Source organism: Akkermansiaceae bacterium, from assembly GCA_019634595.1.
In the GTDB taxonomy this organism is placed as follows: Bacteria; Verrucomicrobiota; Verrucomicrobiia; order Verrucomicrobiales; family Akkermansiaceae; genus Luteolibacter.
This window is the reverse complement of the sequence record JAHCBC010000001.1, coordinates 154,122-180,465: the sequence shown is the minus strand read 5'-3', so window position 1 is coordinate 180,465 and position 26,344 is coordinate 154,122. Positions and strand designations below refer to the sequence as shown.

Sequence of the window (26,344 nt, the reverse complement as noted above, 5' to 3'; positions counted from 1 at the left end):
CACCTTCTTCGAGATCTTCCGACTGAACTACCGGGCGAAAATCTCCCGCAACATAGACTCGTTGGATCTCATCCAGCGCAGAATTCTGCCCGCAGTCGTAATGCCTTTTTCGACGGCTACCCTCTGGATCTCTGGGCAACCCGAAACTTCCAGCAAAGGGACAATCAGTCTGATCGCTGCTGATTTTTCGGTCCGTTCCACCGTCATATCAGGATCGAGGATGGGGGCCAGATGGGACCTGAGTTCATGCGCACGTGAACCCCAGCCACTGAAATTCAGCTCCACGAATCCCCGGTCAAACTTGTGCCAGATGGACAGGCCGCGGGGAAGCTGTTGTGAGCGGAACTTGTTGAAGGTGGATCCGGACGGATTGCCTCGGGGTTCCTTCATCTCGAGATAGGGCTCCATGCTCCGGCAGATTTCCCAGTATCGGTGCCAAAAATGGGATGATGCTCCATCCACAAGAGGCGAATAACCATTGCAAGATTTATTGGCCGCTGCATTGAGGAGGGTGCGCTTGTAAACCCGCCGGGGAAGCCCCTCTTCTGAAAGGCAGATCCTGTCCGCCAGTTCCTCATAACTCAGGCAATGATCAAAACCGTGGACGGCTCCATCTTGGCCTATGTAACGACTGGGAGCGAAGAGCAGCGTAGCGGCATCATCGGCGGTTCCATTTGCCAGGAAATTTCCGGCACGCATCCTATATCGCTCAGCTTGGAGAGGTTGGAAGGCTGCCGCCACCTTATTCTCGATCAGTAACACCATCCGCCGCCCGGTTTCGGAAAATGAATGGATCTCTACATCCGACTCACCATTGCTGCCAACAGCAGAGTGCCGGATGCGGGTCCGTCCGAAGTCCGGCACACCCAAACCGCAGCGCCTGTATAACCAAGCCAGCAAACAGGGATCCGAGGAAAGTTCCTCGATGAGGAACAGGTCCATATCGCGCTCGCACACTCCTGAGATCGAAATTTCCATGTGTCAGAGTTTCCGGATGTGATCGTGTTCTTGGACGCCTCTCCAAGTGGCGTCAATCGGATGCGATCAGGAAAATGGAAAAAAGGAAACACACTGTGCCACTTTCAATGTTGGACGTCCCCCCGTTCCTGCCCTAGCCTCCGGCCAGTCCCATGCTACGTCCGTTTTCCGCCCTGTTCCTCACCGTCGCGGTGCTGTCCGCGCAGGACGCCACCCTTCCCGTCCCCACAGCGCCACCGCTGCCGAAAGGCACGCCCTCCGCACCGTCGGACGTCTATCGCTCCGTCGTCCGGATCGAGGTGGCCACCCAGGTCCCTGACTACGGCACTCCGTGGAATGCGGGCCGTTTCAGCGGCGGCATCGGCACCGGTTTCATCATCGGGAAAAACAAGATCCTCACGAACGCGCACGTGGTCTCCAACCAGCGGCGCATCCTCATCACCATCCACGGCAGTCCGGAGAAGTATCCGGCGAAAGTGGAGCACATCGCCCATGACTGCGACCTGGCGCTCCTCTCGGTGGAGGACTTCTCCGCCTTCGAATCCTTTCCGACCTTCAGCTTCGGTGACATCCCGGCCTTGGAAAGCCAAGTGCGGGTGATCGGCTACCCTGTCGGCGGCGAACGGCTGTCCGTGACGCGCGGCGTGGTTTCCCGGATCGACTTCCAGCCTTACTCCCACTCACGTGCCGACTCCCACCTGGTGGTGCAGATCGACGCGGCCATCAACCCGGGGAACTCCGGCGGCCCGGTCATCCAGGACAACAAAGTGGTCGGCGTGGCTTTCCAAGGCCTGCGCGCCGCGGACAACACCGGCTACATCATCCCGACGCCGGTCGTTAAGCGCTTCCTCAAGGACATCGAGGACGGCAACTACGACCACTACGCGGAACTGGGCGTGAATGAATTCCCGCTGCACAACCCGGCCATGCGCAAGGCGCTGGGCCTGCCGAACGATGGCGTGGGCGTGCTGGTGACCAACGTCATCCCCACCAGCTCCGCCGACGGCGTGCTGAAAAGCGGCGACGTCCTGGTCTCGCTCGACGGCAAGGAAGTCGATAGCGCCGGCATGGTCCTGGTGGACGGTGAAAAGGTGAACTACAACGAGATCATCGAGCGGAAATTCGCCGGGGACAAGGTAGCCGTGCGCTTCCGCCGCGACGGTGGCTGGAACGATGTGGAGGTGACCCTCAAGCCGCTCCACTGGTCCCGGATGTATGCCATCGAGTATGAGAAGAACCCGCGCTACCTGGTCTTCGCGGGCCTCGTTTTCCAGCCTCTCGACACGAACCTTTTCGCCACCGCGAAATTCAACGACGTGACGCTGCGCCGCCTCTACACGGACTACGTGCCGAAGGGCCTGTTCCAGAAGCACAAGGACATCGTCGTGCTGACGAGGGTCGAGAGTGATCCGGTCACCAGCCAGCTCAGTGATTTCAACGGCTACGCCGTGGAGAAGGTCAACGGCACGGAAGTGAAGGACCTGAAGCACCTCAACGAGCTCCTCCATCCGGAAACCCCGCCCGAGTTCCATGTCATCGAGCTCTTTGGCGCGAACCGGCCGATCATCATTCCGGCGTCCAAGGTGGATGCGGCGAACCAGCGGGTGCAGGAAAACTACGGCATCAACCAGCTTTCGAACCTGGAGGATTAAGGAGGGAGGACACTCTTGTCCTCCGGCTGCAATGGCGAAGAAAAGAGGAGAAGTTTTCAGTGTTCAGCTTTCAGGAAAGAAAGAAGGCAGACCGCGAATCTTACGAATTGAGCAAATCCATATAACCGTTCATTCTCTTTGCGTATCTTGGCGTTCTCCGCGGCTTCGCGGTAGGTCTTTCATGTTTCGCCATTGCAGCCGGAGGACAGGAGTGTCCTCCCTCCTTACTTATGACCCGCACTGGCATCGCACTTGGCTCGAACCTCGGCGACCGTCTGGAGAATCTCCGGCGGGCGAAGGAGCTGCTCGCCTCCATTTCCACCGGGCCGGTGCTGGCCGCGCCGGTCTATCTGACGGAGCCGGTGAACTGCCCGCCTGGGTCGCCGGACTTTCTCAACACCGTGGTCGAGATCTCCCACGAAGGGACACCGGAGGAACTTCTGAAAACGACGCAGGCATTCCAGCACCAACTCGGACGCACGGATGCCGTGGAACGGAATGCCCCCCGCGTGATCGACATCGATCTGCTCTATTCGGGCGGGGAGATCGTCTCAACGGAGGTGCTGGAGCTCCCCCACCCTCGCATCGCGCTGCGGCAGTTCGTCCTGCGCCCGCTGGCGGACATCAGCCCGGATCTGGTACTGCCGGGGCACACGCTCACCATCGCGGAGCATCTGGAGAACCTCGCGGAGCCAGCACTGCCGGTGGCCGCGCGGGAGTGGTGATGTTCCGCTGGCACTTCGCCCCTTGAAGGATGGGTAAGGGCGGAATAGGTTGACCGTTCCATGAAGACCTTCCTCCTCATCTGCTGCATCGCCACCGTGCTACCGGAAATCTGTCCTGCCGATGAAGCGGTGAAGGAAAAGCTCGAGCGGATCCAGAAGGAAGCAACGGAAACCGGGAAGCGTCGTATCGTGACCATCCGCGAGGATCTGGCGGCACTGGAACGCGGTGCCGATGATGAACTGCTCCTCAAGCTGGGCAGGCACCTCTATTTCCTTTCGTCCAATAACCACCGGATAAAGGAGTTGCAGGAGGAGGCCGCGCCTCTCCGGACAAAGGTGAGGGACGCCCTGCTGAGCACTCCCGGCCATGCGGAGGCACACGAGCGGCATTTCCTAGCCCTCCGGGCGGACGTTCTGGAGCGGCATAAGGCTTTCAACTATCTGTATCTGGCAGGGGTGGACGTGTACCGTATCCTGCCGCTTCTTCCCTCTCCAGAAACCGTCCGCGTGCTGGGCAGGATGCTGGAGGACACCAAGGGGGCCACCGCGGAGACACGCTTCCCCAACCAACCCATTGATGTGGTCAATGTGCCGATGAGTGCCGCGGAGTATGCGGTCATCGCCCTCCACTACCTCCCTATCCAACAACCTCCGGTACCACGGAACAAAGTCGTGGAAGGGGAAGTGATTTGCGGCGGCCTCCAACATCACCCGGCATGGCTCGCATGGTGGCATGGTGTGAAAGACGGGAGCCGGACCTATCGCTTCGAAGGATCTCCCGTCACCTACAACCACGATGGCGTGGTGAAATCAGCGGGGAGGTGATCCAAGTAAAAAAGTCGCGACGGGACGGAACACACACCAGAGCCATTACCAAGCTTTGTTCCGATATCCTTGGGCTTCTGCGAGCGCATGTGGAGGCAATCCATTACAGGCCGCCTGATCGGAGATTATTTTCGTGAAATCTGATGATCGCGGGGGATTGGATAATCTGGAGCACCACAGACCCATGAAACATCCCCGTCTCAGGGGCGTATGACACGGGCTCCAGCTTGTGCCCTTTGTTCAAAATATGCGTTCAGTTCGAATACTTCTTGGATTGTGCCTCTGTGGCACTGTCGTGAATTCTGCCCAAGCCGATCCGGAAGTCGCATTCCGCCCTCTACCGCAGCTAAAGATCGAAGATACCGTGGAGCGGCCGCTGCCACTGGGTTTCACCTCGCACTCTTTGCTGCCTTGGGACGGACCCGGCAAAGCACCGATGCTGTTCGTGACGAATCACAGCCCCTATTTCCAGGAGCGGTCCTTGATTTACCGTGCGGCTGGAAATGCCAGATCGCGGATGCCATTCTCATTGCCACCCGATTATCCCGTCTACCGGGGAGCGCCTTTCGCGTCGCTGTTCAAGGGACAGGAAGAACCGCTTGAGCCCGCCCGCTATCTCCCGCTCCGCAGGGCGGATGGACTTTTCGATCTGGTGCATGCCGGGCGGTTGGAATACTACCGGAACATCGGTGAATCCGGAGCACCCCGCTTCCGTCTTGATCACACAATCCATGAAACCGACGCGCGCAAGGAAGGAAGCCAGATCTGGATCGACGATCTTGACGGCGACGGTGTTCCCGATCTCCTCATCGCCGGGCTGAACCAATGGAGCGAACGCTTCGCACAGTATCCGGATCATCCCCAGGAAAAAGGTCCGTGGGCCGGCAATGACCACCCGAATCTGGGTTCGCTGCCCGACACGGACATCGGGAATTTCCGTGGCTATGACATCGCGGGCAATTGGCTGGGGCTTCCCGTTCGCAAATACCTCTGGTGGGCGCGGGGATCCCGCGATGCGAAAGGCCATCTCTCATTCGGCCCCCACAAGAATGTCCGCTACGGGGAAACGGACTATCCGGTGCAGTGGCAGAACATGGGCGATGGAATGTCCCCTGCTGTCATGGAGTTCGAAAATGGCCGCTTCATCGTATTGCTGGCGGGCCCTGATGAAATTCTCTCGCTGCCCCTCCGGGACGCCCGCAACGGCGAGTTGCATACCGGCAAGGCCATCCCGTTTCTCAAGAACGGCGCGCGTCTGAAAACAGCGAATCTCGCCCGGATAGCCGGGATCGGCGACCTGAATGGAGACGGACACGATGAAATGGTGATTGGCTCGGGCGCGAATGGCCGCCTCACCGTGCTGGCCGGATTACGGGCAGGTGAGATGGAGGAATTGGGCAATGTCCACAGCCTGGGTGGGGAGGTGGCCGGTGACACCTTGACCGTTCCGGTCCGCATGGATTGGGACGGCGACGGGCACCCTGACCTCATCCTTGGCGATGCCTCGGGGATGCTGTCGTTCTGGAAAGGCACCGACGATCCTCTCCGCTATGCCTCGTGCGAATTCTTCCGCACCTCCTCCGGTGTGATCCGGCATCGCCCCAGCGATGGCAATCTCCAGGGTGAGGTCGAGGCCGCCTGGAGCTACATCCAGCCGGAAGTTTTCGATTGGGACAATGACGGGCATCCGGACGTGATCACCAATGACAATGAGGCGAAGCTCTTCCTCTATCGCGGCACCGGAACGGGGACGCTTCTCCAGGAAAGGCAGCGCTTCATGTCCGGCGACAAACCCCTGCCCCTTGCCTGGCGGAGCCGTCCCGCCGTATTGCAGGGAAGATACGGCGTGGCCGGGGACGACCGCCCGTGTCTGGTGTTCATGACATGGGACGGAAAACTTGCGGTCGCAGTGCCGGATCGTCGCGGCAGCTTGAACATCGGGAGCATCACCGACCTGACCTATGAAAGCGGACAGCCCATCCTGCTGTCAAAACCGGCCGGACTGTCCGGACGGGTCAAATTTTCCGTCACGGACTGGGACGGCGATGGCACTTGGGATTTACTGATCGGTGTACAGAAAGACCTGCAAGGCGCCTTCAGGCCATCGGGAACCGAATCACCAAGCTCCGCCCCCTATTGGCTGCGCAACGCCGGCACAAATTCCAAACCGCTGTTCGAACCCGCACGGATGATCACCTTCCGTGATGGCACACCGATCAGGGTCAAAAGCCACTCCTTTGATGTCTTTCCTTCCGATTTGAATCACGACGGCGTGCCGGACCTGATCTTTGGCGATGATGAGGGTTTCATCTTCCATCTATTCCGCGACCAGTTGAAATGGGATGAGTCAGTCGTGGAAATCCGCCGGCTCATGTTTCGCGAAGCGGAGATCCGATCAAAAAAACTCCGCCTGTCCCCTGGCGTGATCTGCGAAGAGACGTGGGACTACCCAGCCGGACCCATCACCCCGGCAAATGCGGATGGCGGCACCGGCTGGAAAGGGGGGTGGATTCATTCGGGGCCTCCCGGCCAGATCATCCACGACCCGGCCAAAAGCAAAAACGGATCCGCCCGCCTTTCGGGCGCGGGAAAATCCACCGCTTCCATCCGCCGCGAGCTTTCCACTCCCTTCAACCTCCAGCAGATGGAGTCCGTTACATTGGAGCTTTCACTTGCGTGGCAACGCGGGGACAACGCCGACAACCAAGGTCAGGAGGATGTTGTCCTGGCCGACTTCCAGTCCGCGTTGGGCCAATCCCTCCTTTCGATAGGCACGGACTCCCAGGAGCAATTGCAGATCACCTGTGGAAACTCCGTCCGAAGATTCCCCTCTGCTCCCATCGGCATCAACGGCAGCTGGATCTTGAACGCGGAGATCCATCTGAAGCCGGAGGGTCCGGCAGGAATACGGATAAGGATCTCAGACGCCGGGAATCCCGATCGCTTCCAGACGTGGGAACTTGAAACAGCGGGAAACCTTGATGGAGTCGTCTCTTTCCTTGCCTCTCAAGTACAGCGCCAAGCCGGGGCCGTCTCCATCGGTAGCATCCGGCTCGAAGCCAAGTGAGGCACCCTATCATTCCGTCACAAACCATGCAGAATAAAGTGACATTTCCCTGATGGAAGCGCCGACCTCGCGGAGCCGGCACTGGCGGGGGCCGCGCGTGAATGGTGAGAGGCCTTCACCACCATGGGCCATCGCTCGCCTGGTGGTAGGGTGTGAAAGACGGGAGCTGGACCTATCGCTTCGAAGGTTCCCCGGTCACCTACAACCACGATGGCGTGGTGAAATCACCTGGGAAGTGATCCAAGGAAAAAGCCGCGGCGGGTTTCCCCACCGCGGCTTTCGCCAATGTAACAAAACACACACACTAAATCGCCCGGTCAGGCCTCGGCCAGACCACCTGCGATCGGCTTTGGAAGAGGCTTTTCCTTCTTCCGGAGCGCGCGGCGCATTTTGGTCAGGGCAGAGTTCTGGAGCTGGCGGATCCGCTCGCGGGTCACGCCGAACTCACGGCCGACTTCCTCCAAGGTGAGCGGCTTCCTGCCGTTGAGGCCGAAACGCTCGTCGATGATCCGGCGCTCGCGGTCGTCGAGGACCGAAAGCAGGCCATCCAGCTCGCCATGGAGATTCTTGTCGGACAGCATGTCCAGCGGGTTGGCGGCCTTTTCGTCGCCGATGACCTCGCCGTATTCCGTGGCCTCACCTTCGTTGATGGGTGCATCAAGAGAGGTCGGGCGTTGGGAAGCCTGCTTCAGCATGGCGAGCTTGCGGCGTGGGAGGCCGACTTCGTCAGCCAGTTCCTCGTCGGTCGGCTCGCGGCCGAGGACTTCCGCCAGCATGGTGGAAATGCGGCGCATTTTCGCGATCTTGTCCACCATGTGGACGGGAAGGCGGATGGTCTTCGACTGATTGGCCAGGGCGCGCTTGATGGACTGTTTGATCCACCATGCGGCGTAGGTGGAAAGCTTGCCACCCTTCTCAGGGTCGAAGCGTTCGACCGCCTTCATGAGGCCGATGTTACCTTCGGAAATGAGGTCGGTGACGGGAAGACCGTAGGCCGCATAGTCTTGGGCGATCTTCACCACGAGGCGGAGATTGGCCCGGATCATGTGAGCCCTTGCTTCCGGATCACCTTCTTTGATCCGCTCGGCGAGCTGGACTTCCTCCTCGGCGGTGAGGAGCGGAGTCTTGGAAATCTCGCGCAGGTAAATTTTCAGGCTGCTGTCAGATTCGTAAGCCATAATATCAGTGGGATGGGGTTACATGTAGGAAGCGTCGCTGGGCCGGATTTTATTCCTATAATCTCAATAAAATTGCATGGTAGCCACTTTGTGGGGACATCCATGCCATTTCTTGAGATCACCAGCGGCAATCCGCTGGGTTGATAATCGCAAATTCCGTGCCCCATTGCTCTTTTTCCACAACTCGCTGGGAAACAGCACAGTTCCTTTCCAACGCCAAATTGACGCGCCCACCACCACCGTGCAAAATGTCCCACTGGGCGGGCATATTGGCACTCCGGCTGACAAAATCCGCACAGCGAAAGTAACCCATCCGGAGCAAACGCAAACGGGAAATTTTCGACAATCGCGCGACGATCCCTCACTTTTCCGCGGTGTTCGACTTTCTTTACCCCTTGTTCCGCGCGGGACTCTTCCAACTGGATGCGGAAACCGCCCACCATCTGAGCCTCGCCTCACTCCGTGCGGCGGAGAAAACCGGCGCGCTGGCCCTCGCCTGCCCGCAGGATGACTACGCCAGCCCGGTGGAGGTCATGGGCCTGAAATTCCCGAACAAGGTGGGACTGGCGGCCGGACTGGACAAGGAAGGCAACACCATCGACGCGCTGGGCCGGCTGGGATTCGGCTTCGTCGAGATCGGCACCATCACCCCGCGCCCGCAGGCCGGGAACCCGAAGCCGCGTCTTTTCCGCCTGATCCCGCATGAGGCGATCATCAACCGCATGGGCTTCAACAATCCGGGCATCGAGGCGGGGGTGGCGAATGTGAAGGCGTCGCGGAAATTCAACGGCATCATCGGCTTCAACATCGGCAAGAACAAGGACACGCCGAACGAGAACGCGGCGGACGACTACCTGATCTGCCTGCGAGCCGCCTATACCGTGGCGGACTACATCGCAGTGAACCTTTCCTCGCCGAACACCCCCGGCCTGCGTGACCTGCAGGGCGCGGAGGCCAGCGCACGCCTGCTGGATCTGCTGAAAAAGGAGCAGGAGAAGCTGGCGGCGGAGCATGGCAAGAAGGTGCCGCTCCTTTTCAAGGTGGCTCCGGACCTGGAGGAGCAGCACATCGCGGATCTGGCCCGTGTCTTCGTGGACGGCGGGCTGGACGGCGTCATCGCCACGAACACCACGCTCGACCGCCACGCGGTGGCCGGACATGCGTATGCCAACGAGGCGGGCGGGCTGTCCGGAAAGCCGGTGCTGGAGAAAAGCACGCGGGTGCTGGCGTCATTCGCCCACCATCTGGGCGGAAAGGCCGCACTCATCGGCGTGGGTGGCATTTCCTCGGTGGAGGACGCGAAGGCGAAGATCGCAGCCGGTGCGGACCTGGTGCAGATCTATACTTCCTTCATCTATCAGGGACCGAAGCTGGTCCGGGAACTGGCGGAGGCGTTGTGAAGGGGCGGCTCCCGCCTATCCTTACAATACTACCCTATATAGTAAATTAACAAATTGACGCGTTCTGCGCGTGAGGCTACCCTCCGGCGTGCGTCGGCCAGAGGGCTGACCGCACCCGTCAACGGAACGTTCCGGACGGCATCCGATAGCGGCACTTGGCCGCGTATTTCGCACCGTGGAAGACCAGACTCACTGGATGAACCGGCCCACTCCGATTCTCCATGAGTTCATCCACCATTCCCGCATCCGCATTCCGCGATGTCCTTCCGAAACTTCCTTTCCCGGTCGTGGTTCAACCATGCGGCCCATCCACAACCGGCCGCGACGTTTCCATGACGCTTTCCCGTTTCCGCCTGCCGCTACTGTCCGCCCTGGCGGTCTTTCTTTCGCCGTGGGCCGGAGCCGCCGAAAAGTCCTGCTGCGCCACGCCAACCGGCCGGGGTGCGCTGTTCACCGTCGCCACCGCCGCGCCGAAGAAGGCGGAGGAAAGGAAGAAGCCGAACATCATCTACCTGCTGGCGGATGACCTGGGCGGCGATGATGTCGGTTGGCGGAACCCGGAGATCAAGACGCCGCATCTCGACAAGCTCGCCGCCTCCGGCGCGAAGCTGGACCAGTATTACGTGCAGCCCGTCTGCTCCCCTACCCGCGCCGCCTTCCTCACCGGCAGGTACCCCCTGCGCTATGGATTCCAGACCGGGGTCGTCCGGCCATGGGCGGAGTATGGACTGCCGCTGGAGGAAAGGTTGCTCCCGCAGGCGCTGAAAGAGGTGGGCTATGAAACGGCCATCAGCGGGAAATGGCATCTCGGCCATTTCAAGCCGGAGTATCTGCCGACACGGCGGGGCTTCGACCACCAGTACGGGCACTACAACGGCGCGATCGACTATTACACCCACATCCGGGACGACGGATTCGACTGGCACCGCAACGACAAGGTGAGCCGCGATGAAGGCTACAGCACCGAACTCATCGGCAGGGAGGCGGCCACGCGCATCCGCGGGCGGGACAAGTCGAAGCCGCTGTTCCTCTATGTGCCCTTCAACGGCGTGCACAGCCCGCACCAGGTGCCGGAGCGCTACCTTTCCCTCTACCCGCAGTACGAGGGCAACCGGAAGACGTATGCGGCGATGATCAGCGCGCTGGATGACGCGGTGGGTGAGATCGTCAAGGCGCTGGATGACGAGAAGCTTTCCGATGACACGCTCATCATCTTCTCCAGCGACAACGGCGGGCCGAACCCCGGCAAGCTGTCCAACAACGGGAAGCTCCGCGCCGGCAAAGGCACCGTCCATGAGGGCGGCGTGCGCGTGGTCGCCTTCGCCACCTGGCCCGCCACCATCGCCGCGGGGTCCACGGTGAAGACACCGATCCACATCACCGACTGGTATCCCACGCTGCTGGCACTCACCGGTGCCCCTCAGGAACAGAAGCTGCCGGTCGATGGCAAGGACATCTCCGAGATCCTGAAAGGCGGAACGATCCCACAGCGGGAGATCGTACTGAATGTCTCGCCGAACTCCGGTGCGATCCGCTCCGGCGACTGGAAGCTCATCGTCCGGAACGGCCGGACCGACGATGAGGAGGGGGACGCAAAACCCGCGCCCGCCACCGCGGCGAAGGTGGAACTCTACAACCTGGCGGATGATGTCTCGGAAAAGAGCGATCTTTCCACCGCCCATCCGGACAAGGTGAAGGAGCTGAAAGCCATCTACGACTCCCTGTCCGCCGAGGCCGCCGCGCCGAAGCTCCGGCCAAAGCCACGTGACTTCAAGGCCCCCGCCGTGTGGGGCGAGTGATCCGCCATTTTTTCCCCAAATCCCTTTCCGACATGAAACGCTTCCTCACCCTGTTCCTCGTCTCCACCGCCTTTCTCCAGGCGCAGCCGGAGCGGAAACCGAACGTCCTCATCATCGCCGCGGACGACCTCAACCACTGGGTCGGCTACACCGGGCGCAACAAGCAGACGAAGACGCCGAACATCGACCGCCTGTCCGCGCGCGGCGTCAGCTTTTCCAACGCCCACGCCACGGTCCCCGTCTGCAACGGCTCCCGCGCCAGCCTGCTTTCAGGCATCCGCCCCTACACGTCCGGCGTCTATGGAAATGCGGATGACTGGCGCAAGGTGGTGCCTGCGGAAAAGACGATCATCTCCACCTTCCGGAAGGCCGGCTACATCACGCTCGGCTCCGGAAAACTCTACCACGGCGGCTATGACCGGAAGGAAGAGTGGGACGACTATTTCAAGAACGAAGGCAAGCTCGGCCCGGAGCCGGAGGGCAGCAAGGGCGTCGGCGGCATCCGCTTCGGCGTGGTGGAGGCGGAGGACTCCGAACTCAGCGACCACCGCATCGTCAACTACGGCATCGAGCAGCTCGGGAAGAAGCACGACAAGCCGTTCTTCCTGACCGTGGGCCTGCACAAGCCGCACATGCCATGGTTCGTGCCGAAGAAATACTTCGACCTCCATCCGCTGGAGTCCATCGAGCTGCCACCCACCAAGCCGGATGACCTTTCCGATGTCCCGGCCGCTGGCGTGAAGTTCGCCCGCCCGGACGGCGACCACGCGAAGATCCTGGAGTCCGGCCGCTGGAAGGAAGCGGTGCAGGCCTACCTCGCCGCCGTTTCCTACGCGGATGCGGAGATCGGACGGCTGCTCGATGCACTGGAGGCGTCCGAGCACAAGGACAACACCATCGTCGTGCTGCTGGGGGACCATGGCTGGCACTTCGGAGAGAAGGAACATTGGCGGAAATTCGCCCTGTGGGAGGAGGCGACGCGCGCCCCCTACATCTGGGTCGCGCCGGGCGTGTCCAAGGGCGGTGCGGTGAGCACGCGGCCCGTGGATTTCAGCAGCTTCTATCCGACCCTGACCGATCTGGCCGGCATCACGAAGCCGGAGCACGTCGAAGGCGAAAGCATCCGCACGCTGCTCGCAGATCCCGCGGCGGAGTGGAAAGGCCACGCGCTCAGCACCTGGCTGCGCGGCAACCACGCCATCCGCACGGAGCACTGGCGCTACATCCGCTACGTGGACGGCACCGAGGAACTCTACGACCACCGGAACGATCCGTATGAATGGACCAACCTCGCCAAGGAGGAAGCGCATGCGGCGGCGAAGAAGGAACTCGCCGCGCTGCTGCCGACCGGGAACGCACCCGGCCTCACGGATACCGATGGCTGGGGCACACCCGGCAAGGGAGGAAAGAAGAAGGGCGCTGATCGTTGATACCGGGTCGGGCCGCCGCGCCGAAGCTCTCACGGGCTTCGCTGCTCCTATACTCCCTTAGTGCTCCGCCGTCCCGGCATCAGCCCGGGATTTCACGTCGCTGAGGAGCTTCCATTCCCCGTTGGTCATGGCATAGGGGCCGGCGAACTCGATGGTGGTGCCTCCTTTCCCCCGCGTCCGGCAGGCATAGGCCTGGTGGCGGTCGAGATAATAAAGGATGAGATAGTCCCTGTTGCTGCTGTTCGCCTCCGCGAGGAAATCCGGCAGCCCCTTCTGGTCGATGAATATCTTAAGGTCACCGCATTGCCGGGACCTGGCCATGAGTTTCCGGTAGCCGACCGAGCCGGAAGACTCCCGCACCAGCATCATCTGGTTCCCGGACGACCGGTCGGACAGGCCTCCGCAACCTCCCAGCAACAGGATCGGAAACAGGAGGAGATGCCAGCGGTGCATCCCTCCCCATACTGCATGATGGCCGTGCGCGCGAATCATTCTTGCTTGGCACGGGCCTTCTCCATCACTTCCGCCAGCGTGACGGTTTCCCCTCCGCGGCGCTTGCTTTCGTCCGCCGCCTCCATGAAGGCGTAAATCTCCAGTGTCTCCGCCATTTCCACCGGCGGCTTCCCGGTCCGGAAAAAATCCGCGATGGCGAAAAGCAGCGGCTCATAGCCATCGTACGCGCCGATGGCCAGCCCGCCCTTATCCCCTTCCGCTCGTCCTCCGTAGCCCTTGCGGTCGGTGGTGTTCGACTCCCGGAAGACGCCGGTCCTGCCGCCGCTCCACTCCCCGGTCACCTCGATCAGGCCGTCCGCGGTGGTGCCGCGCTTCACGCTCACCGCACCTTTGCCGAGAACCGTGAAGACGGACTCCACGCCATGGATGCCATACCAGAAGAGGTCCACGTGGCTTTTCTCCAGCTTGGCCGGGCTGTGGGCCTCCGCGCTTTTCACCGTACCGATCTTTCCGGCGCGCACTTCCTGGGTGGCGGTGCCATAGCGCAGGGAAGAGGCGGTGAAGATGGGGACGTCGGCGGCCACCGCCTCCTCATGGATCCGGATGCAGTCCGCCAGCGTGGCGGCCAGCGGCTTGTCGATGAAAACGGGCTTCTTTGCCTTCAGCACGGGCCTCACCTGCTCCAGGTGGACCTTGCCGTCGTTGCTCTCCAGCAGCACGGCATCCACCTTTGTCAGAAGTTCATCGATGGTGCCCACGATCTCGACACCCATCTTCTTCACCGCCTCCGTGTACTCCGGCACGCGCTCGTAGCTCTCCGGGATGTCCTTGCTGCCCTGGGCATAGGCGGCCACCACCTTCAGCCCGGCCAGTTTCGGGGCGTCCTCCGGATTTTTCGGCCCCACGTTGAGAATCTTGGTGAAAGCCGTGGAGTGGCTGGTGTCCAGCCCGATGATCCCGACGCGGATCTCCTTCGGTTTCTCCTCCGCTGGTGCCAGCGGAGCCATCCATGCGGCGCACAGGCCGGCGATCATCCAGTGTTTCATGTTCATGTCGTTCTTTCAGGGTTTGGCTTGATCCGCCATCTCAAGCAGGGTTTGCAGCATCACAGTGCTCGACTTCGGCTCAAGGTGGTTGGTGCCGGGCCAGGTTTCGTAGCCACCCAGCTCCAGTTGCCGGGGTGTGGGAAGGTAGCCGAGGTAGTCGTGGGCCATGCTGATCAAGAAGGAATGAGGCAGTGGGGCCGTCTTCCTGAACTCCAGTCCGGTTTCCGCGAAAACCTCCACCGGCATGGCGCCGATGCCGGTTTCCCCGATGCGGATGAAATGCAGCGGAACCTCCATCTTCTGCTCCGCTTTCACGATGGAGAGGACCCGCTCCGCATAAATTTTCGGCATGTCCACCTTTCCCTCCGGCACTTCCTTCTTCGCGGTTTCCTCCGCCCAGGCGGCCAGTTCCGCATCCACGGGCTTGCGCAAAAGTTCCACGACCCGGTGGCGGGCATCCACCTCCGCCTGCTTTTTCCATTCCACGGTCTTCAGCGCGCCATCCACCTTTCCGGCCACATCCCTGCCGACCATGAGCATCTTTTCATAGGCGGGGAACTTCGGGCCGCCGTGGCGGAAGTTCACGTTGTTGATGTCCCCGCTGGTGCCGTTGGCCAGCATCGCCACAAAGGGAGGCGCCGCGGCATCCGGCGGCTCCGGCTGCAACTTCCTCAGTTCCCCGCAGAACACGCCGAAGTAGTCCGCGGAGATGTCCCCGAACTTCACCCCGCCGATGTAGTGGACCGAGTAGGCGGCGAACAGTGAGATGAGCCGCCCGCCCGGCTCCCGGAACGCCACGAAGGAAAGCGTGGGATCCACCGGTCCCACCGGGTCCACCAGATTCGGGCTGGCCACGGAAGGGTTCATCTTCGCCTTGTCGATCTTCCCGAAAGGATTCGGTGGCATGGTGCCTTCCTTCATCGACCAGCGGCGGTTGAAGACATGCTCCGGGATGTCCACCTTTCCGGAGGCCACCTCCGCCGGGCGCAGCCTGCGGTCCGCGATGGCCACCGCGTCCGCGATGCGGGACGCGACGAACTTCTGGTAGTCCGTGAGCGGGGCTTTCAGGTCATAACGGTGCCCCAGCGCATCCCCCGCGGAGTGGGTGTGGGTGGCGGAGACTAGGACATGCTCCTCCGGGATGCCGGTCGCCTCCTTGATGCGCTTCCTGGCTTCCGCGGAAACCGTGCCGCGCATGCCGAGGAGGTCGCAGACCACCAGCGCGACCTTCTTTTTCCCGTCATCCACCACCAGGGCGCGGACGTGCAGTTCATCATGGACGTTCGCCGCGAGCTGCTTGCCGAAGTTCCCGATGATCGGGATACCCAGCGGAGGCGTGATGTTGGTGGCCGCAGCCCCGGCCCGCAGTTCCTCCGCGCCCGGGGAGACGCACGACAGAGAGAAGAGGGTCACGCAGAAAAGGACGGAAGTGGATTTCATCATGACGGGGATCGTCCGGAGGGATATGCTCTCCGGATACCCCTTCTGAAACGCTCCGTCTTTCAGTGCAACACTCCGTTAAAACGTCTCATTCAGATGCTTTTCCGGACATCTGACAAGAGGCCGGACAACCCGCGCGTAACTCCGTCTGACTTTTGCAACCAAACCCATGAAACGCCGCGAACTCCTCTCTTCGATGGCCACGCTCGGAACCGGGCTGGTGATGCTCCCCCACATGGCGGCCGCCGCCACCACCGCCTCCGGTGACAACCTGCAGGTGGCCGTCATCGGCCTGAAGCGCGGCATGGACCACGTGAAGGCACTGCTGAAGCTGTCCGGAGTGTCCATCAGGTATGTGGCGGAGACGGATGAGGGCCGGCTGGCAAAGGGACTGAAGGTGATCACGGAAACACAGAAGGAACCGTGCAAGGGCGTGACCGACTTCCGGACATTCCTGGAGGACAAGGACCTCCATGCCGTATTCATCGCCACGCCGAACTTCTGGCACACCCCGGCCTCACTGCTGTGCATGGCCGCGGGCAAGCATGTCTATGTGGAGAAGCCGGGCAGCCACAACCCGCGCGAGGCGGAGATGATCGTGGAGTCCGCGCGGAAATACGGCCTCCTCTGCCAGATGGGCAACCAGCGGCGCTCCTGGCCCGGCGTCGTCGAAGGCATCGCCAAACTGCATGGCGGCGCGATCGGCAAGGTCCGCTACGGCAAGGCATGGTATGACAATAGCCGCAAGATCATCGGCCAGCGCGCCCTGAAGCCCGAAGGAAAACTCGACATCAACCTGTGGCAGGGTCCCGTGCCGGAGCGGGACGACGTGCTCGACTACGTCCATTACGACTGGCACTGGCGCACCCACTACGGCAACGGAGAGCTGGCGAACAACGGCGTGCATTCGCTCGACGTCGTCCGCTGGGGCCTCGGCGTGGACCATCCCAGCCAGGTGAGCTACCTGGGCGGGCGCTATTGGTTCGATGACAAGCAGGAGTTCCCGGATACCGGCTCCGCCGTCTATGATTTCGGCCACTGCGGAGCCTCCTGGGAGCAGAGCAGTTGCCACCCGTCATCCGTGGAGAAACACGCCACCTGCGCCTTCTACGGCGAGGGCGGCAGCATGTACGTCATCGGCGGCAAGTGCCTCTTCCACGACGAAAAGGGAGTGAAGACCGCCGAGACCGAAGGCCCCGCCGGGGATCTCGAACACATTGGCAATTTCCTCGATGCCATCCGTGGCAAGGCCAAGCTCAACTCCGAGATCGAGGTCGGCCAGACCAGCGCCATGCTCTGCCACCTCGGCAACATCGCCTTCCGCACCGGCACCGTCGTCCGCTTCGACCCGCAGGCGAAGAAGCTCATCGACCAGCCCGAAGCGGAAAAGCTCTGGTCACGGGAATACCGCAAGGGTTGGGAAGCGAAGGTGTGAGCAACAGGGGATGCGGATCTCCGCACCAACCGATCATCCTCAAGCTGGACTCTTTCCAGCCGATCGGCTCAACATCCCCTGATATGAAATTGCGCCTCTCTCTGCTGGCCGGTGTCGTCCTTCTCGGAGCGATGGTCGTCATGTTCGATTTGGGAGCCAAACCATCGGATTCCAGGGAGACCGTTGGAAAAGAAACGTCAGCGATCAGCACCGCGGCCCCCGTACCGGAGGAAAGCCGTCCCGGTAAATCCCAATCCAGGCCCGAAGGTACTAAGCCGGAGGAAATCGACCCGTCGCAAGCGGCGAAGCTGCTGGCTGATTTCATCGCCGCGAATCCGAATATCGACGCGCAATCCAAGTTCGCCACGGATCTGGTCAAGCGCCTGTGCAAGGCGGGCCACACCGCGGAAGCCTTCGCCCTCATCGGCGATGACAACGGCCAGGTGCGGGATTTCATCATCTCCGCTTTCTTCGAACATGCACAGGAGCCGGTCGCCACCATCCTCGACCGCCTCACCCGGCTGCCGAAATCCGATGAGGCCCAGGCGCTGGGAGGATACATGAACCGCTTCAGCGTCGCGGAGCTGTCATCCGTCGTGGACGAGCCGTGTTTCCGGCAGCTCATCGACTCGAAAACCATTTCACAAGGAAGCCTGAGCGCCGCCTTCACCACCCGCCTGATGGAAGCGGCGTTCATGGCCAGATTCGAACCGGGTGCCGGGGATCCTGTCGCGGAAGCGGCCAAGCTGAAAAACTCATCCCTGCTGAGTCCCGCGAATGTCATCAACCTGGCCGGCAACCTGCCGCCGATGCAGTCCCCCGCTGACATCCACAGCCGCTGGGCGCTCATCCATGACATCACCCCCGGGCCGGAAGTGGGCAAGGAGTCGATGGAGGAAAGGAACGGCATGATCTCCCACATGATCCGCCTGAACGCCCCGGAGACCATGGCCGCCGTGCTCGCCTCGCAGGGGCCCGGCCAGGCGTACAACATCGGTCAGATCGTGGACCAGTGGGCGGCCATCGACACCGCGGGCCTCGGCAGATGGCATCAGCAGAACAAGCAGCGGATGACCGCGGAGCAACGCACCTCCTTCGCGGAAGGACTGGTCTCCCGCTCGATCAGGCACAACGACTACGGCAGCGCGAAGGAATGGGCGGGCGAGATCCAGGACCCAGCCAAGGCGGCGGCAGCGCTCGCGCGCATCGCGGAGGCGGAGCGGAAATAACTTTCCCCGCGTGACACGGTTCGTGTCACTGCGGCTACCTCACTCTGGCAGTTCCCCTGCGGCCAGGGCGAGCGCTTCTTCGGTGAGGCGGGTGATCTCGCTCCACTGCCCGGCGGCGACGAGGGCCTTGTCCACCATCCATGATCCGCCGATGGCCGCCACCACGGGCAGCTTCAGGTAGTCCAGGAGGTTCTTCGAGCCGATGCCGCCGGTGGGGATGAACTTCACGCCGGTGTGGCCGTACGGCCCGGCAAGCGCTTTGAGCATGCCGATGCCGCCCGCCGTCTCCGCCGGGAAAAATTTCAGGAGATTGCAGCCCAGCGCCATCGCCTGCTCCAGTTCGGAAGGCGTCATGACTCCCGGGGAGAACTGGAGACCGCAGGCATTCGCCGCCGCCACATTCGCCGGATTGAGGCCAGGAGCGAGGCCGAAGACAGCGCCCGCATCCTTCGCCCTCAGCACCTGTTCCCGGTCAAGGAGTGTGCCTGCTCCCAACAGGATCTCCGGAAATGCCTTCGCGATGCGGCGGATGGAACCTTCCGCGGCAGCCGTGCGGAAGGTGATCTCCATGATGTCCAGCCCCCCTTTTAGGAGGGCCTCCGCTAGCGGTTCCGCGTCTTCCTCACGGTCCAGCACCACCACGGGCACGATGCGTCTTCTGGCGATTCGATCCAACATGGAAACGAAGATGGAATCTCCCCGGCCACAGGTCCAGAAGAGATCCGCCTTTTCCATCAACCAACGGATGGAACCGCACGAAACGGCGGTCCGGCCGATCATCCCCCAGGGAAACCCATTAACCTGCGGGATGAGTCAGTCGGACCGCCCATGTCTCGCGACATTTCCTGATACAGCACCGTTCGTGCCAACTCCACACCGCCTAGGTGAGAACCTGCTGCACGGGCGGAGGCCCACCGGCAGCGGAGGCCGCTGGCGCGGGCCTGCGGCCTATCCATTGATGGATGAAGGCGAGTTTGTCCGTCACCGCGTCCGACAGGATGAAAGGATAGGGATCCGCCATGCCCATGCTGCGGTTCAGGCTGTTGATGACGAAACGGAGGGCGTGCCAGTTTTCCCGGATGGAGGGGAAGCCCAGTCCGTAGGGATTCTGGAGGGCGCGGTGTTCGCCTTTCAGCCGGATCTCCACGCCGCCCGCGGAGGCGGACTCCAGCGTGTCCATGATGTGCAGATAGTGGGACCATGTTTCCGCCCAGTCCTCCCACGGATGGGCGGCGGCGTAGGGGGTCACGAAGCGGGCACCCCAGTCCGCGGGAGGCCCTGCCTGATAGTGGTTCTGCAGCGCGGCCCCGTAGTCCGCACGCTCGTCGCCGAACATCCCCCGCACTTCATCGATGCGCGGATCCGCCCGCACCAGCAGATCCCAGTAGTAGTGGGCGCATTCGTGCCGGAAGTGCCCCAGCAACGTGCGGTACACCTCCCGCATGTTGAGCCGCGTTTTCTCCCTCACCGCGTCATCCGCCTCTTCCAGGTTGATGGTGATGATGCCGTCCATGTGCCCGGTGAGGATGCGCTCGCTTTCCGACATCGGCGTGGCGGGATCCGCGAGAAAGGCGAATGCCAGGCCGTTCATCGCGTCCGCTGTCTTCGGGATGACCGGGAGTCCCAGCTTCAGCAATGAATAGACGAGCCTGCGCTTCGCCGCCTCCATCTTGACCCATGACTCGCGGTTCCCGGGGGCGGACAGATCCGGGATCACCTGGTTGAGGCTGCAGGAAATGCAGAAGACCTGCGGATCATCCGCGGGGATCATCCAGTTGCAGGCATTCTCCACCTCGTAGTTCCGGCATTTCCGGTAGAGGAGATTCTCCGCTCCGGGAATGAGGCTGCTCCACTGTCCGCCGGCTACTGGCTTCAGGACGGAGATCTGCAGTTGGTCAGGCAGGAAGCCGAGCGTGTGGTTGCATGAGATGCAGAACGTGTTTTCAAAAAACAGGCGTTCCCCACAGTGCTGGCAGAAGAAGACGTTCATGGAATCAGAATATCGCCTGCAGCAGCTTCACCATCGCCATGATCACGCCGATCAAACCGGCGCCGATGCCCAGGAAGCTGACGATACCTCCGCGCACGCTCGGGGCGAGCGAAAGGATGATGCCCAGGAGGCCGAAAATGATGGCCACCCCCGCGAGAAGAAACACGAGGAAGCCGTTGCCGACGACGAAAATCAGGATCGCCGCAACCAGCGCGATCAAGGATGGAAGGCTGAAGGATGCTTTTGAATTTGCCATAATCCCATCTATACACGCGCTTCCGCATTCCGCCCTATTTTTTATTGGAATACGGCCGGGAAAAATTCCCCTCCCTCCCCGCTGTTAGGGTTCTTTGTTAGGAGCCGTCTCCCCATCCCGTTTTCACGGGAGAAAAGCGGGATGATTCCCCGGATTGACCGACTCCACCGCCTCCCTGGCACCCGGGGGCGGCCCGGCCGGAAATGATTTTTCCATCCGTTGAATAAATCCCCTTGAGAAGATGTCACATGGTTCTAACTTCAACCGAATCCAGAACCATTGACCATGAAACCTATCTCACTCTCCATCGGCGGCATCATCGCAGCCCTCGCCCTTTCCAACTGCGCGGACATGGGCCCGAACACCCAGCGCGGCGCAGCGACAGGCGCGATCCTCGGCGGCGTAGCCGGCGGCGTGATCGGCCACCAGTCCGGCCGCGGTCTGGAAGGTGCCGCCCTGGGAGCCGCCGCAGGCGGCGTGGCTGGCGGTGCCATCGGCAACAACCGCGACCAGCAGGAGCGCCGCTACTACCGCGACCGCGACTACCGCTATTGAGCCATCTTCCGGCCTATATCAGTGGGGAGACGTCCGGGAAATCCGGGCGTCTTCTTTTTTTGGATGATTTGTGACGCCGGGGCCTCTTAACTCCAGTCGATTCCGAAATCCCCTATGCCCCGACTTTTCGCCGCCCTCTTCCTGCTGTTCGGTTCCAGCCTCCCCGCCCCCGCTCAGTTCGGTCTGCCCGGCGGTTCGTCCACGACCGCGGTGATGGTCCCGGAAACCAGCGCCATCGCCCCCGGCAAACCGTTCACCGTGGCGATGAAGCTCACCCACCCCGCGGAGTGGCACAGCTATTACAAAAATTCCGGCGGCATCGAGATCCCGCCCGCCATCAACTGGACGCTGCCGGAGGGATTCACCGCCGGTCCCATCCAGTGGCCGGTGCCGGAGATCAAGGACGGGCCTGCGGGCAGGAGCCTGATCTACTCCGACAGTCCGGTGTTCCTCATCGAGATCACCCCCTCTCCGGCCATCGCCGCCGGTGAAACGGCCACCCTCACCGCGAAGGCAACCTGGCAGATCTGCAAGACCGCCTGTGTGAACGAGAAAAAGACCTTCACCCTGACCCTGCCGGTGGCGGGCGAGGCCGCCGCGGACCCGGCGCACGCCGCCCTTTTCTCCGCAGCCCGCGCGAAGATCCCCGCGCCCAACCTGGACTGGACGGTGGCCGCACAAAAGGACGGCCAGGACATCGCCCTGCGGCTGACTCCGAAATCGAACGCCGTCCGTGCCCTCACCTCCTTCAACTTCGACTTCGTTTCTGACCAACCATTCGTCCAGCCTGGCCTCGATCCGGCGACCGTCACCCGTGACGGAGAGACGTGGGTCGTGCCCCTGAAAAGAATCACGGAAGACTTCATCGGCGAGGCTGTCCCGCAGGAAGATTCGTTCTCCGGCATCCTCGTTTCCAAGACCGATGGCATCGCCACAGTCGCCATCGGCAGCACGGCCATCACCGATCTCTCTGCGGCACCGGGTGCGGCGGCCATCAACTCCCCGTCCCCTGCCAGCGGAGCGGGCCTGAGTTTCCCGCTGATCCTCGGCGGCATGTTCCTGGGAGGCCTCATCCTCAACCTCATGCCGTGTGTCTTCCCCGTCATCGGCATCAAGATCATGGGCTTCGTCCAGCAGGCGGGGCATGACCGGAAGAAGATCGTCCTACACGGCCTCATCTTCGCGCTGGGCGTGCTCATTTCGTTCTGGGTGCTGGCGCTCGCGCTGTTCGCCGGAAAGATCACCAACTGGGGGAACCAGCTCCAGGACCCGCGGGTGAGCTGTGTGACCCTCCTCGTGATGCTGCTGCTGGGGATGAACCTCTACGGTGTATTCGAGATCGGAACCTCCGCAACGGGTGTGGGTGGCAGCCTCGCGCGGAAGCAAGGCGTCGCGGGGACGTTCTTCTCCGGTGTGCTGGCCACGCTGGTGGCCACGCCATGCTCCGGTCCGTTCCTCGGCGTGGCCATCGGCGCGGCAGCCACCCTGCCGGCTGTCCCATTCTTCACCGCGTTCACCTTCATGGCGCTGGGCCTGTCCCTGCCCTATCTGGTGCTGTCCGCATTCCCCTCCCTGGTGGAGCGCCTGCCGCGCCCCGGCCCGTGGATGGAATCGTTCAAGCAAGGGATGTCCTTCCTGCTGTTCGCCACCGCGGGGGTGTTCCTGTGGATCTATGGCGCGCAGGTTTTCGACCGCAACGACGGCCAGAAGGGCCTGTGGGTGATGCTGGGCCTCAGCGGCGTGGCCTGCGCCGCATGGATCTATGGCCGCTGGACGCAACCGTTCCGGAAGGTCGCCGTGAGGCTGGCCGCCCGTGTGGTCGCCCTCGCCTTCCTGCTCGGAGGCATCGCCGCCGCATGGCCATGGCCCGCCCCGGTGCCGGTGGCCGGTGAGGAAAAACAGAAAGTGGAATGGCATCCATGGACCCAGAAGGAAATGGAAAGCCTGCTGGCCAGCGGACAACCGGTGTACATCGACTTCACCGCCAAGTGGTGCCTCACCTGCCAGCTCAACAAGAGCCGCGCCTATCCCCCGGAAATCGTGAAGCTGATGAAGGACAAGAAGGTCGTCGCCATGAAAGCGGACAAGACCAACACGAACCCGGAGATCGAGGCGAAGCTCAAGGAACTCGGTCGCACCGCCATCCCCGTCAACGTGCTCTACATCCCCGGCCAGCCGGAGCCGATCATCACACCCGAACTGCTGTCACCGGATGTGCTGAAGGAGCTTTTCGGAAAGATTCCGTGAGAGGTTGAAACGAAACGCGGAGAGGAGCGCGGGGTTTCCGGTCATGGGTCATGGGTCATACTGGGAGCGCTGGTCTTCAGACCGGCATCTTCCGCATCCTGAATCCTGAATTCCGCATCCTTCGCGTCTTCGCGGTGAATCTTTCCTGGTTCGCCAATGCCGCCGGTGGACAGGAGTGTCCACCCTCCTTACATCCTGCATCCTGCATCCTGAATCCTGCATCACCCCCTCATCGCCTCCAGCTTCTCCTTCACCTCCTGCCATGCGACTTCGTGCGGGAGCTTCCCGGATGCGGCGGCGAGTGCCGCGGCGACACCGGCTGACTCCCCCATGCCTACGGCGTTTCCAGTAACACGGTAGCTGGAGTGGGAGACGAAATCCCCGCTGATGCAGCGGCCCGCCATCATCAGCCCGTCCACATCCTTCGCGATGAGGGCGCGCAGGGGGATGTCATACGCCTTCACCTTGATGCCGGTGGAGTGGGTGGAGGACTTCTTCTCATTGTGCTCCCCGGTGGTGGCGTGGATATCCACCCCGAAGGTGGCGCGGGTCACCGCATCATCATGGCGGGCACCGCCGATGAGATCCTCCGTGTTGACGGTATAGCGTCCGGCGATGCGGCGGCCGTCCCGCACGCCGATCTGCTCCGCGGTGGCGACGATCCGCAGACCCTCCCACCCACCGCCGAGGGCGCGCAAGCCGTCGATCATCTTGTTCATTTCAGCCCGCGCGTTCACGGTGGCGCGGGTGACCGCGGCGGGATCGAAGGGTTTCACGCCGTACTCATGGTTGAACATGGCGAAAAGGAGGTTCTCCTTCACATGCCACAGGGTGGGTGAGCCGTAGGAGGGATAGTGCCCGGATTTCTGGATCTCCCTGCGGATGGCCTGCTTCTTCTCGCCGTTGCTGTTCTCCCCTTCCAGCGGCTTGCCGAAGCGGATGAACTCCCGCAGCTTCTCCGGATCCCGGACGATCAGCAGCGCGTTGAGCGACATGGGCTGGCACGGGCAGGTGGCGGCATCGCCGTAGGCGGGATCTCCCAGCGCGAAGGTGCAGCCCGCGAGTGCGCCGAGATCCCCGTCACCCGTGCAGTCGATGAAGACGGGCGCGGTCCACGCCTGGCGGCCCGCCTTCGAGTCGGTGATGATGGTGGTGATCTTCCGCCCTTCCTTGAAGGCGGCGGCCACGCGGGTGTGGTATTGGAAAGTGACGCCCGCCTCCACGCAGAGTTCCTCCAGCAGGAGCTTCAGCGCCTCCGGATCGTAACTGAAGGAACCGGCGCTGCTGCCGGTGTAGGCACCGCGCTGCTCCAGCTTCGTCCGCAGTTCCCTGGCGAAGCCCGGTTTCGCGAAATCCAGGAAATATCCCAGCAACCCGGCGGTCCAGATGCCGCCCAGGCACCCGCGCCATTCGAAAAGCCGCACCTTCGCCCCGGCCCGCGCGGCCATGATGGCGGCGGTGACCCCGGCTGGCCCGGCCCCGCAGACGATGACATCCGCATCCCCGGTGAGCGGCGCGTTTTCCGCCGGGATGGCGAACGTCTTCCCATCGCCCGCGGAGGCCGCAGCGGCGGATGAGATCATGGCTGGCGTTCCGAACGCGGCGAGGGTCTTGCCAAGGAAATGGCGGCGGTTGGTTTTCATGGGCGGATTTTCGGGAAAGGAATAAAACGCGCCCGGACGGGAAAACCTTGCAGACCGAGGCCGGCATTTCCCGCCGCGCATGCCGCCCTCTTCAGGCAGGGACCGCATTCCATGCGGTCAGGTGGGGGACGGCACCGCCCTCCTCCAATGCCGCCGTACCACAACGCGCCGCCCATATCACCTGGAGGAGTTGCGTATTCATATCCAGGACATCACGGGGTTTCTTCCGCCGCCGCCCACCGGACCGCATGGAATGCGGTCCCTGCCTCGGACAGATCAATAGACGATCCGCACGGGGGTGCCGACCCGCACATTGTCGAAGAGGACCGGCACGAACTCGTGCGGCAGGCGGATGCAGCCGTGGGAGGCGGGTTCGCCCGGCCGGGGGATGAGGCCCCCGTGCATGCCGATGCCGTAGGACGTGAGACGCATCCAGTAAGGCATGGGGGCGGGCACGTATTTCTCACCCGGCCCCTTGCGGGTGCTCGGTTTCGCGTCCCCGTTCACCACGTTGCCGAATTCATCCTCGATCCAGCCGTAGCGGTTGGAGTACTTGTCCACGATCTTCTCGGTGATCTTGTAGGTGCCTCCCGGTGTTCCATGCCCCTCCTTGCCGGTGGCCACATAGGTCCAGCCGACCTCGCGGCCGGCGCGGCGGAAGTAGGCCTTCTGTTGGGTGAGGTTGATGGTCACGGTCACCTCGCCGGGGCCGCCGTCATCATACCACTGGTACATGACACGTTCCGCCTTCGGCAGCGGCCTGGGCGGCTCGTTCGGCGGCGCACATGAGAGCATCGAAAGGGCGGCGGGGAGGCAAAGAAGCCCTGGGAGATTGGTGAGAACTCGGCGCATGGGGAGAGGTGACGGGAAAAAGGCTTGGTTTCGCAGCGTTCCAGCCAGTGGCCGCCGCCGCGCACCATTACCCCCGGACCCTTCCCCGGTCAAGGCCGCGTGACTTTGCCGTCACGGCATCTCTCTTGCCGCGGGCCTTGCGCA

General features: G+C 62.3%; 21 protein-coding genes. 11 read left to right on the top strand and 10 right to left on the bottom strand.

The features are described from left to right. Nucleotides 1–27 precede the first annotated feature (27 nt). A complete protein-coding gene (locus KF712_00790; protein ID MBX3739496.1) occupies nucleotides 28–978 on the bottom strand; it encodes a PD-(D/E)XK nuclease family protein in 951 nt (316 codons plus the stop codon). Between the two features lie 152 nt (nucleotides 979–1,130). On the opposite strand from KF712_00790, the gene KF712_00785 reads away from it, so the two are divergent. From KF712_00785 to KF712_00770, 4 genes are all read left to right on the top strand, one after another. Further along, on the top strand, nucleotides 1,131–2,630 hold the full coding sequence (locus KF712_00785; GenBank protein ID MBX3739495.1) for a trypsin-like peptidase domain-containing protein: 1,500 nt from the start codon (nucleotides 1,131–1,133) through the stop codon (nucleotides 2,628–2,630). A gap of 230 nt (nucleotides 2,631–2,860) precedes the next feature. Further along, nucleotides 2,861–3,355, top strand: coding sequence for a 2-amino-4-hydroxy-6-hydroxymethyldihydropteridine diphosphokinase (gene folK, locus KF712_00780; GenBank protein MBX3739494.1), 495 nt, complete (start codon nucleotides 2,861–2,863; stop codon nucleotides 3,353–3,355). A 60-nt stretch (nucleotides 3,356–3,415) separates the two neighbouring features. Then, nucleotides 3,416–4,180, top strand: coding sequence for a hypothetical protein (locus KF712_00775; GenBank protein MBX3739493.1), 765 nt, complete (start codon nucleotides 3,416–3,418; stop codon nucleotides 4,178–4,180). 295 nt (nucleotides 4,181–4,475) lie between these two features. Further along, nucleotides 4,476–7,247, top strand: coding sequence for a VCBS repeat-containing protein (locus KF712_00770; GenBank protein ID MBX3739492.1), 2,772 nt, complete (start codon nucleotides 4,476–4,478; stop codon nucleotides 7,245–7,247). 317 nt (nucleotides 7,248–7,564) lie between these two features. Here KF712_00770 and KF712_00765 read toward each other — a convergent pair whose 3' ends face one another. Continuing rightward, nucleotides 7,565–8,425 (bottom strand): RNA polymerase sigma factor RpoD/SigA, encoded by an 861-nt coding sequence (locus tag KF712_00765; protein MBX3739491.1) that lies wholly within the window; start codon nucleotides 8,423–8,425, stop codon nucleotides 7,565–7,567. Between the two features lie 374 nt (nucleotides 8,426–8,799). On the opposite strand from KF712_00765, the gene KF712_00760 reads away from it, so the two are divergent. From KF712_00760 to KF712_00750, 3 genes are all read left to right on the top strand, one after another. Then, on the top strand, nucleotides 8,800–9,825 hold the full coding sequence (locus KF712_00760; protein MBX3739490.1) for a quinone-dependent dihydroorotate dehydrogenase: 1,026 nt from the start codon (nucleotides 8,800–8,802) through the stop codon (nucleotides 9,823–9,825). Between the two features lie 332 nt (nucleotides 9,826–10,157). Then, a complete protein-coding gene (locus KF712_00755; protein MBX3739489.1) occupies nucleotides 10,158–11,624 on the top strand; it encodes an arylsulfatase in 1,467 nt (488 codons plus the stop codon). Between the two features lie 32 nt (nucleotides 11,625–11,656). Next, nucleotides 11,657–13,054, top strand: a complete 1,398-nt coding sequence (locus KF712_00750) for a sulfatase (protein MBX3739488.1) — start codon at nucleotides 11,657–11,659, stop codon at nucleotides 13,052–13,054. Nucleotides 13,055–13,111: 57 nt separating this feature from the next. Here KF712_00750 and KF712_00745 read toward each other — a convergent pair whose 3' ends face one another. The 3 genes from KF712_00745 to KF712_00735 are packed head-to-tail and all read right to left on the bottom strand — an operon-like array spanning nucleotide 13,112 to nucleotide 15,996. Further along, complete coding sequence (locus tag KF712_00745; protein MBX3739487.1) at nucleotides 13,112–13,507, bottom strand: hypothetical protein; 396 nt, start codon at nucleotides 13,505–13,507, stop codon at nucleotides 13,112–13,114. Between the two features lie 35 nt (nucleotides 13,508–13,542). After that, a complete protein-coding gene (locus tag KF712_00740; protein MBX3739486.1) occupies nucleotides 13,543–14,559 on the bottom strand; it encodes a Gfo/Idh/MocA family oxidoreductase in 1,017 nt (338 codons plus the stop codon). Between the two features lie 9 nt (nucleotides 14,560–14,568). Next, nucleotides 14,569–15,996 (bottom strand): neutral/alkaline non-lysosomal ceramidase N-terminal domain-containing protein, encoded by a 1,428-nt coding sequence (locus KF712_00735; GenBank protein MBX3739485.1) that lies wholly within the window; start codon nucleotides 15,994–15,996, stop codon nucleotides 14,569–14,571. A gap of 193 nt (nucleotides 15,997–16,189) precedes the next feature. Here KF712_00735 and KF712_00730 point away from each other — a divergent pair, with 193 nt between their 5' ends. Together KF712_00730 and KF712_00725 are read left to right on the top strand one after the other, a co-directional pair. After that, nucleotides 16,190–17,428 carry a Gfo/Idh/MocA family oxidoreductase gene (locus KF712_00730; GenBank protein ID MBX3739484.1) on the top strand — a complete coding sequence of 413 codons (1,239 nt, stop codon included), beginning with the start codon at nucleotides 16,190–16,192 and terminating at the stop codon, nucleotides 17,426–17,428. An 83-nt stretch (nucleotides 17,429–17,511) separates the two neighbouring features. Next, nucleotides 17,512–18,657, top strand: coding sequence for a hypothetical protein (locus tag KF712_00725; protein ID MBX3739483.1), 1,146 nt, complete (start codon nucleotides 17,512–17,514; stop codon nucleotides 18,655–18,657). Between the two features lie 39 nt (nucleotides 18,658–18,696). Here the strand turns inward: KF712_00725 and eda are convergent, their stop codons facing one another. From eda to KF712_00710, 3 genes are all read right to left on the bottom strand, one after another. Next, entirely contained in the window at nucleotides 18,697–19,335 is a 639-nt protein-coding gene (gene eda, locus KF712_00720; protein MBX3739482.1) for a bifunctional 4-hydroxy-2-oxoglutarate aldolase/2-dehydro-3-deoxy-phosphogluconate aldolase, read from the bottom strand. Between the two features lie 202 nt (nucleotides 19,336–19,537). After that, a complete protein-coding gene (locus KF712_00715; protein ID MBX3739481.1) occupies nucleotides 19,538–20,647 on the bottom strand; it encodes a putative zinc-binding peptidase in 1,110 nt (369 codons plus the stop codon). Nucleotides 20,648–20,651: 4 nt separating this feature from the next. Further along, entirely contained in the window at nucleotides 20,652–20,867 is a 216-nt protein-coding gene (locus KF712_00710; protein ID MBX3739480.1) for a hypothetical protein, read from the bottom strand. 321 nt (nucleotides 20,868–21,188) lie between these two features. On the opposite strand from KF712_00710, the gene KF712_00705 reads away from it, so the two are divergent. Then, nucleotides 21,189–21,458, top strand: a complete 270-nt coding sequence (locus KF712_00705) for a hypothetical protein (GenBank protein MBX3739479.1) — start codon at nucleotides 21,189–21,191, stop codon at nucleotides 21,456–21,458. A gap of 114 nt (nucleotides 21,459–21,572) precedes the next feature. Continuing rightward, on the top strand, nucleotides 21,573–23,705 hold the full coding sequence (locus KF712_00700; GenBank protein ID MBX3739478.1) for a thioredoxin family protein: 2,133 nt from the start codon (nucleotides 21,573–21,575) through the stop codon (nucleotides 23,703–23,705). Between the two features lie 221 nt (nucleotides 23,706–23,926). On the opposite strand, the gene KF712_00695 is transcribed toward KF712_00700, so the two are convergent. Together KF712_00695 and KF712_00690 are read right to left on the bottom strand one after the other, a co-directional pair. Next, complete coding sequence (locus KF712_00695) at nucleotides 23,927–25,348, bottom strand: FAD-dependent oxidoreductase (protein MBX3739477.1); 1,422 nt, start codon at nucleotides 25,346–25,348, stop codon at nucleotides 23,927–23,929. A 276-nt stretch (nucleotides 25,349–25,624) separates the two neighbouring features. Then, nucleotides 25,625–26,200: a L,D-transpeptidase family protein gene (locus KF712_00690; protein ID MBX3739476.1), complete on the bottom strand. Its 576-nt coding sequence runs from the start codon at nucleotides 26,198–26,200 to the stop codon at nucleotides 25,625–25,627. Nucleotides 26,201–26,344: the final 144 nt, after the last annotated feature.